This window comes from Arthrobacter sp. K5 (assembly GCF_040448525.1).
Classification (GTDB): domain Bacteria; phylum Actinomycetota; class Actinomycetes; order Actinomycetales; family Micrococcaceae; genus Arthrobacter; species Arthrobacter globiformis.
The window spans coordinates 2,965,194-2,981,457 of record NZ_CP159279.1; the positions used below are offsets into that span (position 1 = coordinate 2,965,194).

The 16,264-nt window shown below is 65.3% G+C and carries 18 protein-coding genes and 1 pseudogene; 12 read left to right on the forward strand and 7 right to left on the reverse strand.

The annotated features are described in order from the left end of the window. Positions 1 to 13: 13 nt before the first annotated feature. Together ABRP34_RS13360 and ABRP34_RS13365 are read right to left on the reverse strand one after the other, a co-directional pair. Positions 14 to 1,780: an alpha-glucosidase gene (locus ABRP34_RS13360; protein WP_353710552.1), complete on the reverse strand. Its 1,767-nt coding sequence runs from the start codon at positions 1,778 to 1,780 to the stop codon at positions 14 to 16. 269 nt (positions 1,781 to 2,049) lie between these two features. Next, a complete protein-coding gene (locus ABRP34_RS13365; RefSeq protein ID WP_353710553.1) occupies positions 2,050 to 2,325 on the reverse strand; it encodes a hypothetical protein in 276 nt (91 codons plus the stop codon). A 438-nt stretch (positions 2,326 to 2,763) separates the two neighbouring features. On the opposite strand from ABRP34_RS13365, the gene ABRP34_RS13370 reads away from it, so the two are divergent. Together ABRP34_RS13370 and ABRP34_RS13375 are read left to right on the forward strand one after the other, a co-directional pair. Then, positions 2,764 to 2,937, forward strand: coding sequence for a hypothetical protein (locus ABRP34_RS13370; RefSeq protein ID WP_353710554.1), 174 nt, complete (start codon positions 2,764 to 2,766; stop codon positions 2,935 to 2,937). Positions 2,938 to 2,956: 19 nt separating this feature from the next. Further along, positions 2,957 to 3,196: a hypothetical protein gene (locus ABRP34_RS13375; RefSeq protein ID WP_353710555.1), complete on the forward strand. Its 240-nt coding sequence runs from the start codon at positions 2,957 to 2,959 to the stop codon at positions 3,194 to 3,196. Between the two features lie 39 nt (positions 3,197 to 3,235). On the opposite strand, the gene ABRP34_RS13380 is transcribed toward ABRP34_RS13375, so the two are convergent. The 4 genes from ABRP34_RS13380 to ABRP34_RS13395 form a co-directional block, all read right to left on the reverse strand. Then, positions 3,236 to 4,057: an IclR family transcriptional regulator gene (locus ABRP34_RS13380; RefSeq protein WP_353710556.1), complete on the reverse strand. Its 822-nt coding sequence runs from the start codon at positions 4,055 to 4,057 to the stop codon at positions 3,236 to 3,238. A 97-nt stretch (positions 4,058 to 4,154) separates the two neighbouring features. Beyond that, positions 4,155 to 5,120 carry a quinone oxidoreductase gene (locus ABRP34_RS13385; RefSeq protein ID WP_353710557.1) on the reverse strand — a complete coding sequence of 322 codons (966 nt, stop codon included), beginning with the start codon at positions 5,118 to 5,120 and terminating at the stop codon, positions 4,155 to 4,157. Positions 5,121 to 5,197: 77 nt separating this feature from the next. Further along, positions 5,198 to 6,004 (reverse strand): aldolase/citrate lyase family protein, encoded by an 807-nt coding sequence (locus tag ABRP34_RS13390; protein ID WP_353710558.1) that lies wholly within the window; start codon positions 6,002 to 6,004, stop codon positions 5,198 to 5,200. Positions 6,005 to 6,149: 145 nt separating this feature from the next. After that, positions 6,150 to 7,526 (reverse strand): MFS transporter, encoded by a 1,377-nt coding sequence (locus ABRP34_RS13395; protein ID WP_353710559.1) that lies wholly within the window; start codon positions 7,524 to 7,526, stop codon positions 6,150 to 6,152. Between the two features lie 302 nt (positions 7,527 to 7,828). Here ABRP34_RS13395 and ABRP34_RS13400 point away from each other — a divergent pair, with 302 nt between their 5' ends. The 10 genes and pseudogenes from ABRP34_RS13400 to ABRP34_RS13445 all read left to right on the forward strand — a co-directional run bounded on the left by ABRP34_RS13400 (position 7,829) and on the right by ABRP34_RS13445 (position 15,963). After that, positions 7,829 to 9,226 (forward strand): LLM class flavin-dependent oxidoreductase, encoded by a 1,398-nt coding sequence (locus ABRP34_RS13400; protein WP_353710560.1) that lies wholly within the window; start codon positions 7,829 to 7,831, stop codon positions 9,224 to 9,226. Then, positions 9,223 to 9,336, forward strand: a pseudogene (locus ABRP34_RS13405) (FAD-binding protein); the annotation flags it as partial. The gene ABRP34_RS13400 and the pseudogene ABRP34_RS13405, both read left to right, overlap by 4 nt. After that, positions 9,325 to 10,575 (forward strand): NAD(P)/FAD-dependent oxidoreductase, encoded by a 1,251-nt coding sequence (locus ABRP34_RS13410; RefSeq protein WP_353713359.1) that lies wholly within the window; start codon positions 9,325 to 9,327, stop codon positions 10,573 to 10,575. The pseudogene ABRP34_RS13405 and the gene ABRP34_RS13410, both read left to right, overlap by 12 nt. Next, positions 10,572 to 11,087, forward strand: coding sequence for a flavin reductase family protein (locus ABRP34_RS13415; protein ID WP_353710561.1), 516 nt, complete (start codon positions 10,572 to 10,574; stop codon positions 11,085 to 11,087). Before ABRP34_RS13410 ends, ABRP34_RS13415 begins: the two co-directional genes overlap by 4 nt. 41 nt (positions 11,088 to 11,128) lie before the next feature. Next, positions 11,129 to 11,680, forward strand: a complete 552-nt coding sequence (locus ABRP34_RS13420; protein WP_353710562.1) for a flavin reductase family protein — start codon at positions 11,129 to 11,131, stop codon at positions 11,678 to 11,680. Continuing rightward, complete coding sequence (locus tag ABRP34_RS13425; RefSeq protein ID WP_353710563.1) at positions 11,677 to 12,093, forward strand: ester cyclase; 417 nt, start codon at positions 11,677 to 11,679, stop codon at positions 12,091 to 12,093. The genes ABRP34_RS13420 and ABRP34_RS13425 overlap by 4 nt, the downstream gene beginning before the upstream one ends. 61 nt (positions 12,094 to 12,154) lie before the next feature. After that, complete coding sequence (locus ABRP34_RS13430) at positions 12,155 to 13,738, forward strand: aldehyde dehydrogenase (NADP(+)) (RefSeq protein WP_353710564.1); 1,584 nt, start codon at positions 12,155 to 12,157, stop codon at positions 13,736 to 13,738. A gap of 91 nt (positions 13,739 to 13,829) precedes the next feature. Further along, complete coding sequence (locus ABRP34_RS13435) at positions 13,830 to 14,615, forward strand: 2-hydroxypenta-2,4-dienoate hydratase (protein WP_353710565.1); 786 nt, start codon at positions 13,830 to 13,832, stop codon at positions 14,613 to 14,615. Between the two features lie 84 nt (positions 14,616 to 14,699). Further along, a complete protein-coding gene (locus tag ABRP34_RS13440) occupies positions 14,700 to 15,554 on the forward strand; it encodes a fumarylacetoacetate hydrolase family protein (RefSeq protein ID WP_353710566.1) in 855 nt (284 codons plus the stop codon). Between the two features lie 172 nt (positions 15,555 to 15,726). Further along, the gene (locus ABRP34_RS13445) at positions 15,727 to 15,963 is read left to right on the forward strand and encodes a hypothetical protein (RefSeq protein WP_306920070.1); all 237 of its coding nucleotides are present in this window, start codon (positions 15,727 to 15,729) and stop codon (positions 15,961 to 15,963) included. Positions 15,964 to 15,968: 5 nt separating this feature from the next. Here ABRP34_RS13445 and ABRP34_RS13450 read toward each other — a convergent pair whose 3' ends face one another. Then, positions 15,969 to 16,256: a MoaD/ThiS family protein gene (locus ABRP34_RS13450; RefSeq protein ID WP_003800011.1), complete on the reverse strand. Its 288-nt coding sequence runs from the start codon at positions 16,254 to 16,256 to the stop codon at positions 15,969 to 15,971. Between the last annotated feature and the right edge of the window lie 8 nt (positions 16,257 to 16,264).

The following is a 16,264-nucleotide window of genomic DNA, read 5'->3' on the forward strand; positions in this document are numbered from 1 at the left end:
GCCCTGGGCTGCGCTACACGTTCCGGCGGAAAACCTTCACTTCCCACGGGCGCAGGTCGAAGGATGGCACCTCGCCGTCTTCCGGCGCATAATTTGCCAGCACCAGCTCAGCGCCCCCGTTGAGCCAGGTGCCGTCGTCGATCCCGGCTGTCCGGTTGGACCCCGAAAAGTTGCCAAGGACCAGCAGCTCCACGTCCGGAAGCGAGCGCCTGAACGCGTAGACGTGTTCGTCGTCGGGCAGCAGCATGCTGAAATCCCCATATGCGACCACGGGATCCGAGTGCCGGAGGGCGATCACCTTGCGGTAGAAGCTGAATACCGACCCGGGATCGTCAACCTGGGCCGCGGCGTTGATGGTGTTTGCGTTCGGGTTCACGGCTATCCAGGGTGCTCCGGTGGTGAAGCCGCCGTGCCGGCTGGCGTCCCACTGCACGGGCGTCCGGGCGTTGTCCCGGTTCAGCGGCGCCAGGGCCGCGAGGACCTCGGCGTCGGTGTGGCCCAGGTGCGTGGTGGCCTCGCGGTGGTGGTTGAGGACTTCGATGTCCCGGTAGTCGCTGATGGCGCCGAACGCCATGTTGGTCATGCCCAGCTCTTCGCCCTGGTAAACGTACGGCGTGCCGCGGTGCAGGTGCAGGACGGCGGCCAGCATCTTCGCCGACAGCTCCCGGTACTGGCCGTCGTCGCCGAAACGGGAAACGGCGCGGGCCTGGTCGTGGTTTCCCCAGTAGAGGCTGTTCCAGCCGCTCTCGGCGAGCCCTTCCTGCCAGCGGCCCAGGGACTTCTTGAGATCGGTGAGCAGCAGCTTCTTGGGCCGCCACTTGTTGCCGCCCTCCTGGTCCAGGGCCACGTGCTCGAACTGGAAGACCATGTCCACTTCCCGCCGGCCGGGATCCGTGAACAGGGCGGCGTCCTCGACGGTAACGCCAGGCATCTCGCCCACGGTCAGCAGGTCCTTGTCACGCCCCGCGAAGACCTCCTGGTGCATCTCCTGCAGGAACTCGTGGATGCGCGGGCCGCAGATGAAGTACGGGCCGCCGTCGCCGTAGAGCATCCCTTCGGCCTGCGGACCGTCGGGCAGCGACTGCTCCTTGGAGATGAAATTGATGACATCCATCCGGAAGCCGTCCACGCCGCGGTCAAGCCACCAGTTCATCATGTCGTATACGGCGGCCCGCACCTCCGGGTTTTCCCAGTTGAGGTCCGGCTGCTTCCTGGAGAACAGGTGCAGGTAGTACTCCCCTGTTTCCGCGTCGTACTCCCAGGCCGGCCCCGAGAAGGCAGAGCCCCAGTTGTTAGGTTCAGCGCCGGGTGTGCCTGGCTCGGCTGTTTCCAGGCCATGGCCTTCGCGCGGCGGCCGCCACCAGTACCAGTCCCGCTTCGGGTTGTCCTTGCTGGAGCGGGATTCCACAAACCACGGGTGCTCGTCCGAGGTGTGGTTGACCACCAGGTCCATCACCAGCTTCATCCCCCGCGAGTGCAGTCCCGCCAGCAGTTCGTCAAGGGTCTCCAGGTCACCGAACACGGGGTCGATGTCGCGGTAGTCGCTGATGTCGTAGCCGTTGTCATCCTGCGGTGACCGGTACACCGGGGAGAGCCAGACGACGTCGACCCCCAGCTTTTGGAGGTAGTCCAGCTTGCCGATGATCCCGCGGAGGTCGCCGATGCCGTCGCCGTCCGAATCAGCGAAGCTGCGCGGATAGATCTGGTACACCACCGCGCTCTTGAACCATTCCCGGCCGGCCCGGTAGGCCGCCTCTGCCTCGGTTTCCTGCGTGGTCATCGCTGGCTCCTCCTGGTCGACGGTGGCGGGCTGCTGGCCCACTGAAAGTCTTATTCCAGAAGAATCGGCGGTCAATGGCCTCCGTGGACCGCTTTCGCGGCAGCCGTCCGAAATCCCGGGGAGGTGGTGAGCGGGGGCTTGCTGTCCTCAGTCCGTTTCAGGGCCGGCGCAGTAGAAGCAGGTGTTGGCGTCGCAGTCCTCGGTGAATGATGCCGTGGATGGGGCGTCGTCCGCGGCCCCCGCGTACAGAATGGTTGTCATCGTGCTGGCTATTCGCCGTACATAAGGCTGTTGAGGAAGGAGTCCAGCTGCTGACGCGTCGTGGCTTCCTTCCCGCGTGCGGTCACCGGGTGGGCCTGCTCCCGGTAGAGGCCTTCCCAGGGGGAGCACACCAGTTCGCCGGGTTCGACGGCGGCGGCCTGGACGGAGGACTGTGCCGCCGCCGTCGTCGTGGCGGGCGAAGGCGCGCCAGCCGGGCGGCGGGCGGGGCCCTGCCCCCAGCCGAAGGCGCTGGCAATTGCTCGGTGACCTACTGAGATGGACATGGTTCCTTCCCTTCTGCCTTGCCGTCCGGCACATCTGCGTATCCGGCCGGGATCCTTGTCATGTAAAAACTTGCTGGCAAGAAATTTGAACGTCACGTTCAATTTATGAACGTGGTCCATTGTGGCACGGCTCACCTTCCGGCGCAATGATTACGGATATTGCCGCTGATGCATTTCTGCGGCGTCTAGCGGGGCTACCGGTCCCAGATGCCGTGCGCCTGCGGGCAATCATTTGGACCCCGGCTGCGGCGCCCTGAACAGCCCCTTGCAAAATGCCGTGACAGAGGCCACAATAAAGATACGTTCATTAAATGAACGTCACGTTCAAAAAGAACGTTTTCACTTGCAGTCGCATCGGACGGCCAAAGGCGGCTTTCCGGTATCCGAAATTTCACCCGGGAACCCCTGGTTCCCCCGGCAGTCCGCGAGGAACCCACCATGAGCACCGTTCACCGCATCCTTCTCAGCGCGTTCGCACGTTCCGCCCGCCCCATCGCCGGGCGCAGGCTGGCTGGCAACGTAAGCCCCATGGCTCAGCAGTCCATGGGCTCCGATGTGCTCACCTGCACTCCGTGGGCCGGCCTGTACGTTGAAGGCCACAACGCTTCCTAACGCCCGTCAGAGATCAGACATGACGCACTGGCGCCAGAAAGCAAGGCGTAAGACCCCCAAGCGGGCCGCGGACATCATCCGCGAACGCAATGAACGGCGAACGGCAGCCTTGATCGCCTGCATCACCGAGGTGAGCAGCAGTGAGGGCCCCGACGGCGTCACCCATGGAGTGGTGGCTGAACGCGCCGACGTCCCCGTTCAGTACGTGGAATGGAAATACCCGTCGCGTGAGCACCTGATCGCCATGGCGAACACCTGATTACCGGGCGCGCACGATTACCGGGCCGCGCAGGGGTCTCTAGGACAAAGCCTTCGCGACCTCGTCGGCGGCCTTATGTAGCTGGTCGACAACTCCAGGCAGCTTGTCCGATTTGAACCGCTGAACCGGCCCCTGGGCGGCAAGCACTCCGATCAGCCCGGCCGAACCGTTGCGCACCGGATAGGCGACGGCGAAAAGGCCCTCTTCGAGCTCCTCATCGATGACGGCATAGCCCTGTTCGCGGACCTGCCGGATCTCCTGCAGGAGTGCCTTCCGGTTCGTGATGGTGCGGGCGGTGTAGGACTCCAGCTTCTCAGGCAGCGTGGCGGCAATGGCGTCGTCACTGAGTTCAGAGAGAAGGAGTTTCCCCGTAGCACTGGCATGAGCAGGGTAGTTCCCGCCAACGTACAGGTGGGTGGCGTTCAGGTAGCGGGAGCCCGAGGCCTCGGCGATGACGTCGTAGGAAGTTTCACTCCGGACCATCGCGAAGCTCATCGTCTCCTTGAGCTTCGCGGCGTATTCGTCCAGGATGGGCTGGATCCTGGCAACGGCACCCGTGTAAGGGTCGGCAAGCCTGCCCAGCCTTGCCACCTGCCAGCCGAGCAGATAGCGGTTGTCCACGCGGTCCACGAAGCCGGTCTGTTCCAGGCTCAGAAGCAGCCGGAAGGCCGTCGGACGGGTCATCCCCACGGCCTGGGCCAGTTCCGTCACGGTGATGCCCTGCCGGTGGCGGCCAAGTTCGCTGAGCAGGACGGTTGCCTTAATGACGGACTTGTTGGTCAGGTCCGCCGACTCTTCGGCAGTCGTGGCATCGCTACCTTGTGCTTCATCTGCTTCTGATGCGCTTTGTCCCGCCGCCATGTCTGCTCCCGGTTCACATTCGCTCAGGGCGCGTGGCCCGTGCTGTCCACATCCATCCTATGCCCCTTCAATTAGCGAACGGGGCGTTCACCCAGAGCTACGGGAGCAGGATGACCTTGCCGGTGGTTGCACGCGACTCCATTGCTGCATGGGCAGCAGCGGCATGCTTCAAGGGATAGCGGGCGCCGATGGTGACCTTGAGTTTTCCGTCGGCCACCAGGCCGAATATTTCCTCGGAACGCCAGCGCCGCTCCACGGTGTCAAGCAGGAAATCGTCGATTTTAGGGCGGGTGACGCTCAGGGAACCGTGGGCGTTGAGCTGCTGCAGATCGAAGGGCGGCACCTGCCCGGAAGCTCCGCCAAAGAGCACCAGCGTGCCGCGCACCCGCAGGGCGTCCAGAGAACCTTCAAAGGTGTCTTTGCCGATGCCGTCATAGACGACGTCGACGCCGCGGCCGCCGGTCAGCTCGCGCACCCGCCGGGGGACCTCGGCGTAGTCCAGCGCGTGGTCGGCGCCGGCTTCCCGGGCCAGTTCGGCCTTTTCCGGCGTCGAGGTCGTGGTGATGACGGTGGCGCCGCGGAGCTTGAGCAGCTGGATCAGCAGCAGTCCCACCCCGCCGGCACCGGCATAGGTAAGGGCGGTGTCACCGGGTTGGACACGGTAGCTGGAGTTGATCAGGTAGTGGGCGGTGATGCCCTGCGCCGGCAGCGCCGCGGCAACGTCGTCAGAGACGCCGTCCGGCACGGGAAGCGCCTTATCAGCGTCCAGCACCATGTAGTCCGCGTAGCTGCCCGCGCCCTCTGTCGTGGCAACCCGGTCCCCCACCGCAAACCCGGTGACGCCCGCTCCGGCCTCCTCGACTGTGCCCGCACCCTCGACGCCGGGAACCAGGGGGTAGTCGACCGCGTAGACGCCCGAACGCTGGTATGTCTCGATGAAGTTCACCCCCACCGCGGCGACGCGTACCAGCACCTGGCCCGGGCCGGGGACCGGACGCGGAACGTGGATCCGCTCGAACACTTCCGGGCCTCCGGCCCGGGTGATTTGCATGGCATAGGGCATGGCAGTTCTCCTTGTGGGTTGGCTTGGGGCCAGTCGACGATTGGTGCGGCGCTCCCCGTACCGGCTTGGTTTCGGGACTAGCTCATGGCCTTTGCGGCCGTGAGCCGCCGGGCCGCGGAAACTGCGTTGCGGGCCGCGACAGCCAGCAGCCCGGTGTCAGAGGCGGCCGGCATGAAGCGGAATCCGAGGGCGGCCATCTTCTCGGAGAGTGCGGGCTCTCCGGTGTAGATGCCGGGGGTGACGCCGGCTGCCGCGCAGCGGCGTGCGATGTCCGCGAGTATTCCGTCCGGCCCTTCGCCCGTCAGTTCCTCCAGGGTCATGCCCAGGCTGAGGGACAGGTCGTAGGGACCCACGAAAATGCCGTCCGGTCCGGTCGCGAGGATCTCGTCGAGGTTCGCCAGTCCGGCGGCTGTTTCGATCATCAGAATGCACAGGGCGTCGTCGTGCGGGTTGCCCGGGACCGGCTTGGGGTACCGCGGGCTGCGGCGGGTAGGACCGTAGCTGCGGTTTCCGCGGGAGGGAAAGCGGCAGGCGGAAATGAGTGACGCCGCGGCCGCCGCCGTCTCTACCGTCGGGAAGATGATTCCGCCGGCTCCGGCGTCGAGGATCCGGCCGATGGTGCCCATGTCGTGCCCGGGAACACGGACGATGGACGGGACGGAAAACAGGTGTGCGGCTTCGATGAGTGGCTGCATCTTGTGGGTTTCCGGGCCGCCGTGCTGGCCGTCGATGCAGATCCAGTCGAATCCTTCGGCCGCGAGCGTGTCCACAACAGCCGGGTCACAGAAACTGATCCAGGCACCCGGGTGGGTCTCGCCGTCGTCGAGGATCAGCGGCGGGGTACGCAGACCGCTGTCCCGTTCACTGTCACCGTAAATTTTCATGTGCTGGTTCTCCTTGGGGTCAACGGTTGTTTGGTGCCTTGTGTTGGTGTGGAGCACGGAGTTGGTGCTCAGCACGGAAGGGGCCCTGCCGGCGCAAGCCCGGGCAGGGCCCCTTCCGATTACTCAAACCGGTAAGGCCGCGGTGCTACTTCGCTGCGGCCTTGGCCAGGGCCGCTTTGGCCATGGGTGCCGATGTGTCGCTGAGGCTCAGACCCTTCGTCTCCGGCGCCAGGTATTGGGAGATGACTGCGCCGAGCACACAAATGCTGGCGGCGATCAGCATGGTAGCCCCCACGCCCAGGCCCTCTACCGACATCGGGAGGATGAATGTTCCTGCCGCCGCACCGATGCGGGAAAAAGCCGTGGCAAAGCCGACGCCGGCACCGCGGATTTCCGTGGGGAATACCTCGCCCGGGTAGACACCGGTCAGGGCTGTGGAGATGGCGTTGAAGAAGGAGAAGGTGATGAAGCAGACGAGGATGATGATCGGCGAAACGTGGGCGAACAGGCCGATGACAACCAGGGCGACGGCGGCAATCCACATCGGCGGGATGGACAGCTTGCGGCGTCCCACGCGCTCAATGAGGAACATGGAGGCCAATGCGCCGGCCACGACCACGCCGTTGAGCAGCAGCGCTCCGGCCAGGCCATCCTCAACGCCCAGGCTCTCGAGCACGATCGGCGAGAAGGTGGCAATGGCGAAGTACGGGGTCACATTGCAGACCCAGAACATGCAGACGAAGATCGTGGACTTGAGGTACTGGGGGGAGAAAAGCTTGCGGAAGTCGGGGCGTTCGGACTTCTCGTGCGCCAGGTCCCGGACGTCGGCCTCCTCCATGCATTCCCGGGCGATGGCCATGCCTTCCTCAACCCTGCCTTTACTGATAAGCCAACGCGGCGACTCGGGAGTGCCCAGCCGGAGCAGGAAGACGATCAGGGAAGGAACCGTGCTCATGCCGAGGATGATGCGCCAGTCGGCATGGATCGCTGTGGACATGTAGTAACCGACGGCGTAGGAGAGCAGGTAACCCACGTACCAGGCCACCTCCTGGAAGGCCATGAGCTTGCCGCGCAACCGTGCAGGCGAGAATTCGACCAGCAGGGGCCAGCCGATGGCGTAATCGGCGCCGATTGCCATACCCATGAGCAGGCGGATCAGGAACAACTGCCAGGCGTCGGCAACGAAGAACTGTGCCGCGGAGCCAAGCAGGAAGATGGCCAGGTCGACGATGAACATGGGCTTGCGCCCGATCTTGTCGGCGAAATAGCCACCAAGTGGACCGCCAAAGAAGATGCCGATCAGGGCCGAGGCGCCAATCAGGCCCTGCCACGTGGCAGACAGGCTCAAGTCGGAGGTCATGGCCGGCATGACGAGCCCGATACCGCCCAAGATGAAGCCGTCGATGAACATGCCGCCGGCGATCACTCCACTGAGCTTGTACAAGAACCGCTTCTTCTGCGGATCCGGTGCAACCGACGATTGCAGCGACGGCCCCGGGGCCGGTGTAACAGGTGTATTCACGATGGACTTCCTTGTGGATCGTGCCAATTCGAACGGGGATGAAGGCGCCGGCGATATCAGCGGCGGTGGTTGGGGAGGCGAAAGAGCCAAGGCGGGTTCGTTCAGTTTCCGAACGCCGTGGTCAAAAATATGGCATGCGCCACATTCGGTGTCAAGATGCGGCACGTAATCCCGCGGACCAATAGACCAGCCCTTGACAGTGAGCTGGCTTACATCATAAATTGAACGCAGTGTTCATCTTATGAACGTCACCCCGAAAGTTGTCGCCTTGTCCGGCACGAGTCCAAGGAAGCACCGCTGCCATGAAAAATGCACCATTGAGCCTTTTCGCTTTTGACGTCTTTGCGCCGTCCCACCTGACCTCTGGTTCCTGGCGGGCCGAAGGCGATCAGGGCCACCGGTACACGGACCTGCAGTACTGGACGGGTGTCGCGCAGACGCTCGAAAAGGCCGGTTTCGACGGTATTTTCTTCGCCGACAATGTCGGTTACCACGACGTCTACGGCGGAAACGGGGATGCAGCCCTGCGCGACGCCGCACAGTTCCCGATCAACGACCCGACCGTGCTGATCAGCGGCATGGCCGCCGTGACCAAGCACCTCACGTTCGGCGTGACCTGCTCGGCAACCTACGAGCCGCCCTACCTGCTGGCGCGCAAGTACAGCAGCCTGGACCACCTCACGTCCGGCCGGGTGGGCTGGAACATCGTGACCTCCTACTCCGAGGCCGCCGCCCGCAACCTCGGCAAGGAACAGCAGCTCACCCCGGCCGAGCGCTACGACATGGCCGACGAGTACATGGACGTCGTCTACAAGCTCTGGGAGAGCTCCTTCGAGGAGGACGCCGTGGTCCGGGACGTTGAATCGGCAACGTACATCGATCCCACCAAGGTGCATCAGATCGACCATTCCGGCAAGCACTTCACCGTGCCCGGATTCCACCTGTGCGAGCCTTCCCCGCAGCGCACCCCAGTCCTGTTCCAGGCCGGTTCTTCCGCCAGGGGCATGGAGTTCGGCGGCAAGCACGCCGAGGCAGTCTTCATCCAGAGCACCTCCGTGGAGGGCGCCAAGCGCACGGTGGCCAAGCTCCGCCAGGCAGTGGCGGACGCCGGCCGCGACCCCCGGGACGTCAGGGTGGTCATCCTCCTCACGGTCGTCGTCGCCCCCACCGATGAGGAAGCCCAGGCCAAGTACCGCAAGGCCGTGGAGAACGCACCCATCGACGGAATCCTGGCCCGCTTCAGCGGCTGGACCGGCATCGACATGTCCGAGTACGAGCTGGACACCCCCCTGCGGTCCGTCGGAACGAAGGCTGGCCAGTCCATGGTGGACATGTTCTCCAAAGCCGACCCGGACCGGGACTGGACCCCGCGCCAGATCGCAGAGTTCCTCGCGGTCGGCGGCACCGGCTCCACCATTGTCGGCTCCCCGGAAACTGTGGCCGCTGAGCTGCGCCGCTGGCGGGATGAAGCCGACGTCGACGGCGTCAACCTCAGCTACATCACCAAGCCCGGGAGCTGGGAAGACTTCATCGAACTCGCCCTGCCGGAACTGCGCGCACAGGGCCTGATCGCCCCGGCTCCCGGCCCGGACCAGGATCCGGTAACCCTGCGCGAAAAGCTCTTCGGCCAGAAGCACACCCTGGACGGCCACCCTGCAACGGGGCACCGCACGGCCCGGCTCACCCTGGCCAGCAACTAAGCATCACGACGGAAACAACGAAGGATACTTCAATGACTGAACAGACTGACGTCGTCGTCATCGGTGCCGGTCTTGCCGGCCTGACCACAGCCCGTGAACTGAGCAACCGCGGCCACAGCGTGGTCGTCCTGGAAGCCCGCGACCGTCTTGGCGGCCGCGTGTACACCGAGCGCCGGCTGGGCCAGAACCTGGAGCTCGGCGGCAACTGGCTGCACTGGACCCAGCCCCACGTCTGGGCCGAGGTCACCCGCTACGGCCTGGAGGTCTCCCGCGGCCCCCGCTCGGAGGAAACCTACTGGCTGGCCGGCAACGAAGTCCGCCGCGGCAACCTGGACGACTTCATGAAGCTGATCGACCCGGGCATGACCCGGCTGCTGGAAGACACCATGAAGTGGCTGCCCCGCCCGGATGCACCGCTGACCGTGGAGAGCCTGGCCGAGGTGGATCAGTACAACCTGCAGGAAATCCTGGACAAGCTGGACCTCTCCGAGGACGAGCGGAACGCCAACGAAGCAGCCTGGGTGGGCCACTTCAACGCACCCCTGGACCAGTGCGCCTACGTCAACGCGCTGCGCTGGACCGCCGGGTCCTCCGGCCACTGGCACCTGATGCACGAGGCCTCCGCCATCTACCGCCTGAAGAACGGCAACGACGGGCTGGTCAATGCCATTGCCCAGGACAGCACCGCCGACATTCGCCTCAACGCCCCGGTGGCCAGCGTTCGCCACAACAGCGACGGCGCCACCATCGCCTACGGCGACGGCCAGGAAATCCAGGCCAAAAAGGCGGTCATCACCCTGTCACAGAACATCCTGCATAAGCTCGACGTCCAGCCCGCCCTGTCCGAGGGCAAGCTCGCCCCGAGCCGGGAGAAGACTGCGTCCCAGGGTGTCAAGGCGTGGATCCGGGTCAAGGGGCCCATCAAGCCGTTCTTCGCCTACTCCGCCCAGGACAAGCCGCTCTCCGTGATCCGCACCGAGTTCGTCGGAGAAGACGACGCCGTCCTGGTCGGCTTCGGCGCCGACGCGAACCGCATCGACGTCACCGACAAGGACCAGGTCCAGGAAGCCATCAAAGTCTGGCGCGACGACCTCGAAGTCCTCGAGGTCACCGGGCATAAGTGGGGCGAGGACCCCTACGCCGAGGAAACCTGGCAGATCCAGCGCCCCGGCCAGCTCACCAAGTACCACGCCGCACAGCAGGCCAGCGAAGGCGCACTGCACTTCGCCAGCAGCGACACCGCGAACATCTGGGCCGGCTTCTTCGACGGCGCCATCGAATCCGGCCTGCGCACCGGCCGCAACATCCACGCTGAACTCAAGGCCGCCGTACGGGAGGAGAGCGCATGACCGCCCCCGTCCTGGAAGCCCGTCGGATCGATTCCGACACCTACCGCGCCGTCATGCGGCACCTGCCCACCGGGGTTGCCGCGATCTGCTCCACAGACCCGGTCACCGGCACCCAGAATGGCATGATCGTGGGAACGTTCGCCTCGCTGTCCATGGAGCCGGCACTGGTGACCTTCAGCGTGATGCACTCCTCCACGAGCTGGCCCAGGATCGCCGACGCCGGGACCTTCAGCGTCAGCCTCCTCGCCGAGGACCAGCAGCAGGTGTGCCGTGCCCTCTCCGCGAAAGGCGAGGACAAGCTCGGCAACGTGGGCTGGTCCGAATCCGCATGGGGCACCCCCCACCTCCACGGATCGCTCGCCTGGTTCGATTGCCGGATCGAACAGCAGTTCACCGCCGGAGACCACGTCGTCGTCATCGCCAGCGTGCTGGACATGACGCCCGCTGAGGGGGCTTCCGCCCCGCTCATCTTCCACGGCGGTCGCTTCGGCAGCTTCCGCGAAAATGCCTGATCCTTCGCCCGATCCAATCCATCTGATCAAGGAAGACTGATATGGATATCACCCCAAGTCCCGAGAAAACTCCGGACAGCGACATCACCCCCACCCTGTACCGCCAGATCCTGGGCAAGCTGCCCACCGGTGTCACGGCCATCACCGGCATCAACGACGACGACGAGAAGCTCGGCCTCGTCGTCGGCACCTTCCAGTCCCTGTCACTGGAGCCGCCCCTGGTCATGTTTTGCGTGGACAAGTCCTCCTCCAGCTGGCCGAAACTGCGCAAACTGCAGAGATTCACCGCCAACATCCTTTCCGACGACCAGATCAGCATCTGCCGGTCGCTGTCCCGGAAGGGACCTGAGAAGTTCGAGGGCCTGCCCTGCGCCCCCGGCCCCCTCGGAACCCCGCACCTGGCCGGTGCCTCAGCCTACATCGACTGCGTCGTGACGGCCGAGGTCGTCGTCGGCGACCACTACATGGTGGTCGGTTCCGTGACGAACATGAGCGAGGGAACCGGCGATGCCCTGCTGTTCAGGGGCGGAAAGTTCGGCCAGTACCTGCCCATCGAAATCCCCGCCACGGAACCTGCAAGGAGCGCATCATGAGCCGCCGCGACACCATTCTCAAGGCATGGAACGGCGCTTGGGGCGACGGAGATCTGGCCGCGTTCGAGCAGCTCCTCGCCCCCGGTTACGTCCGCCGCTCCAAGTCCGGCACCGAGGACTACGCCAGCCTTCGGAAGACCATCGAAGCGATGCACACCGCGTTCCCGGATTCCAGCACCGAAATCCTGGAGATCGTGGAGGACGGCACCAAGGTGGCCGTCCACTGGCAAACCACAGGCACCCACACCGGCGAATTCATGGATGTCCCCGCCACCGGACGCAGCATCGCCGTGACCGGCGCGTCCTTCCTCCGTTTCGACGGCGACAAGCTCGCCGAGGAATGGGTGGTCTGGGACCCGCGCGAACTGCTTTCCGCCCTCGGCATCTGGCACTTGGGAGCAGGCAACGCCTAGGCGTGCCCCTGCCGGAACGCCCACCTCTTCTGATCTTCGACCGCCCCAGGAGGCGCCACACATGACTCTCGCAGGACATTCCCTTATCGCCGGGGAAGCTACCCCCGGCACCAGCGGCACGGCCCACGGGATCAACCCGGCCACCAACGAACAGCTCGAACCTGCCTACACCCTGATCAGCGACCAGCAGCTCAAGACGGCCACCGAGGCGGCCGCCGATGCCTTCGATTCCTTCAGCACCCTCGAACCGGAACAGCACGCCCGGTTCCTGGAAGCAATCGCGGAGAACATCGAGGCCATCGGCGACGACCTCATCGAACGGACCTCGATCGAAACCGGGCTTGGCCTGGACCGGCTGCGCGGCGAACGTGCCCGGACTACCGGCCAGCTGCGGCTCTTCGCCGACGTCGTCCGCCACGGCGACTTCCGCGGGGTCCGCATCGACCCGGCGATCCCGGACCGCACACCCCTGCCCCGCGCCGACATCCGCCAGCGCCAGATCCCGCTCGGCCCCGTGGCCGTGTTCGGTGCCAGCAACTTCCCGCTCGCGTTCTCCGTCGCCGGCGGCGACACTGCCTCGGCGTTCGCGGCCGGCTGCCCCGTGATCGTCAAGGCACACAACGCCCACCCCGGAACCGCCGAACTCGTCGGACAGGCCATCACCAAGGCCGTCACCGACCTCGGCCTGCACCCCGGCGTCTTCTCCCTCGTCTACGGCTCCGGCGCCAGCATCGGCCAGGCCCTCGTGGCCGACCCCGCCATCAAAGCCGTCGGCTTCACCGGTTCCCGCGCCGGCGGCACCGCCCTCATGCGCACCGCAGCCGCACGCCCCGAACCGATCCCGGTCTACGCCGAAATGTCCTCGATCAACCCCGTGTACGTCTTCCCCGGCGCCCTCGAAGGCGACGTCCAGACCCTCGCCCGGCAGTACGTCGGATCCGTCACCGGCAGCTCCGGACAGCTGTGCACCTCCCCTGGACTGGTCTTCGTCCCGGAAGGCGACGCCGGCAACCGCTTCACCGCCGCCGTCACCAACGCCGTCACCGAACTGTCCGGCCAGACCATGCTCAGCGGCGGCATCGCCACCGCCTGGCAGCACGGACACGACGCACTCCAGGCAGCCGCCGACGTCAAACTCCTCGGCCGCGGCACCGAAGGCCCGGGCGAAAACTCCCCGGCACCGACGGTCTTCACCGCCGACCTGGACGTCTTCATCACCAACCCCGTCCTGCACGAAGAAGTCTTCGGCGCCGCATCCCTCGTGGTCCGCTACAAAGGCATCGAAGACCTGATCGAGGTCACCGGCAAGCTCGAAGGACAGCTCACCGCGTCCCTGCACATCACCGAGGACGACTACCCCGCCGCCGCACCGCTGATCCCCACCCTCGAACGCAAGGTAGGCCGGATCATCATCAACGGCTGGCCCACCGGCGTCGAAGTCGGCCACGCCGTCGTCCACGGCGGCCCCTACCCGGCCACCTCCGACGCCAAAACCACCTCTGTCGGATCACTCGCGATCGACCGCTTCCTGCGCCCTGTCGCCTACCAAAACTTCCCCGACCAACTCCGCCCCGCACCCCTCCAGGATGCCAACCCCTGGCAGATCAACCGCCTCATCGACGGCAAACCCGAACACGCGCAGTAGCATCCCAAACTTCCGGCCCCGGACAGGCTCCCGCAACAGACACCGTCCGGGGCCGGAGTACCACCTACCTGGCAGACAAAGGACTTCACACATGACCACCACCGCGCTCGAAGAAATCGCCGGCTCCCTCCGGGCCTCCCGGCTGCAGGGCCAGCCGATCGCAGCCCCCACTGAAACCTGGCCGTTCCTGGACGTCGATGCCGCGTTCGAGGTGCAGAAGATCAACGTCAGCCATGCCGTCGAAAACGGTGACCGCCTGGTGGGCTACAAGCTCGGCAACATCGCCAAGGTCATGCAGGACGCCTTCGGCCTTGACCAGCCAGACTACGGGCACCTGCTGGCCAGCAGCTTCGCCTACGAGGGCACCACCCTGAAGCTGGACACGTTCATCGAGCCCTTCGTGGAACTCGAGCCCGCTTTCGTCCTGAAGGGGCACCTCGGCGGACGGAACACCACCATTGCCGACGTCATCAACGCCATTGACTATGCCCTGCCGGCCATCGAAATCATCGACTCGCGGGTCAAGAATTGGGCGATCGGTCTTCCCGACACCCTGGCGGACAACGGCTCCACCGGGGCGATCATCCTCGGCGGCACGCCGCGCCGCCTCACCGACCTCAACCTCCGGGATACCCGCGGAGTACTGCGGTTCAACGACCGGGAAGTCATCTCCGGCACTACCGGCAACATCCTGGGCAACCAGATCGCTGCCCTGGCCTGGCTCGTCAACCGCCTGTCGGACTACGACGTGGAGTTCGAACCCGGACAGGTCATCCTGCCCGGCAGTTGCCTGCAGGCTGTTCCCATGCGTGAAGCCGGCCGCTGGTCGGGGACTTTCGAGGGCTGGGGAACCATCGAATTCGATGTAGCGCCCTAGCCAAAAAATTCGAACCTGTGCGCCCCGGCAGGGGCGCACAGGCACAAACTGACCCAACCGAGCCATTCATCCAAAGGACCAACGGTGCGCCTGGCCAACATCGCGAACCGGCTGACACTCGTCACGCCGAACAATGAAGTCATCGACCTCTCGCAGGAGTCGGGCGGCCGCTTCAGTCCTTCGATCCAGGAGTGCTACCAACGGTGGGATGAACTCCTCGAGTACGCCCGCACCCGCGAAAGCTCCCCCGGAAAGCCCCTGGCCGATGTCCCGCCCAAAGACTTCGGCAACCCGGTACCGGAGCCGCGCCAGGTCTTCGCGATCGGTCTCAACTACGCCGCCCATGCCGCCGAAGCCTCGCTCGCCGTGCCCGAGGACCTCACCGTCTTCACAAAGTTTGCCAGCTCCCTTGCCGGACCCTACGGAACCGTCACCCTCCCGCCCGGGACCGTGGACTGGGAGGTCGAGCTCGTGGCAGTCATCGGCCGCGGCGGCTCGCACATACCCGCGAACAAGGCATGGAGTCACGTCGCAGGGATCACCATCGGGCAGGACCTGTCCGAACGCACCATGCAGTCGGCCGGGCCGGCGCCGCAATATAGCCTCGCCAAATCCTTCCCCGGTTTCGGGCCGGTTGGTCCGCTGCTGGTGACACCGGACGGGTTCGAGAACCCGGACAGCATCGAACTGGGCTGCGCCATCAACGGCGAGGAAGTCCAGCAGGGCGACACCTCGGACATGGTTTTCCCCGTTCCCCAGATCATCGCCCGCCTCTCCAAAGTCACGCCCCTGTTCCCCGGAGACGTCATCTTCACGGGCACGCCTCCCGGAGTGGGCGTGGGCCGGGTGCCCCAGCGATTCCTGGCCCCGGGAGACGAACTCGTCACGTACATGCGCGGCGTCGGCGAAATGCGACACAGGATGCAGGCCTCCTCCTAGGCTTCCCCACACGCCGGCCGGAGGCCCTCGGCCACCGATGGCGTGCGGAAACCGTCACGGCTCCGGAAACTAACCGGGCGCTAACGGGCAGGAAATGCCTGCGCAACAATGCCGCGCCACACTGGTTGTGCCGGCAATTGCAGGCACCAGCTCCAGCTCAGGAGGCCACGCCATGTTGAAGGAAGCCAAACCCCACATCACCCGGGTCCGTGCCCTGGACCAGCTGCATCGCGGCGACGAAATCGAGGCCCGCCTGTCGGTGGGCCCCAGCTATGACGACGTCATCATCCGCCGCGGCAGCGTCCAGGAGACAGCCCCGGGCATCGGCGTCGTGTGGATCATGGATCATCACACGGGCATGCGCAAGGCCATCAATACCGATGAATGCAGCGTTTGGCGCGTCGCCTGAGCCACCTAGCCGCCGGCCACCGACTGAATAATCAGCACTTCCTGGCCGGCAGAAACTTCCGTATCCAGGCCACGGAGACGCCGGACCTCCTCACCGTTCACGTAAATATTCACGTAGCGGCGGAGGGCACCCGTTTCGTCCCGCAGCCGCCTGGCGAGCACCGGGTAAGTCCCGGTCACGGAATCCAGCAACCGCCCCACAGTCACCGCCCCGTCGGCGGGTGTAGTCAGTACGGACTGCCCGCCGGCGAGCGGCTGGAGGACACTGGGAAGGACCACGCTGATCTCAGCCACCGCACATC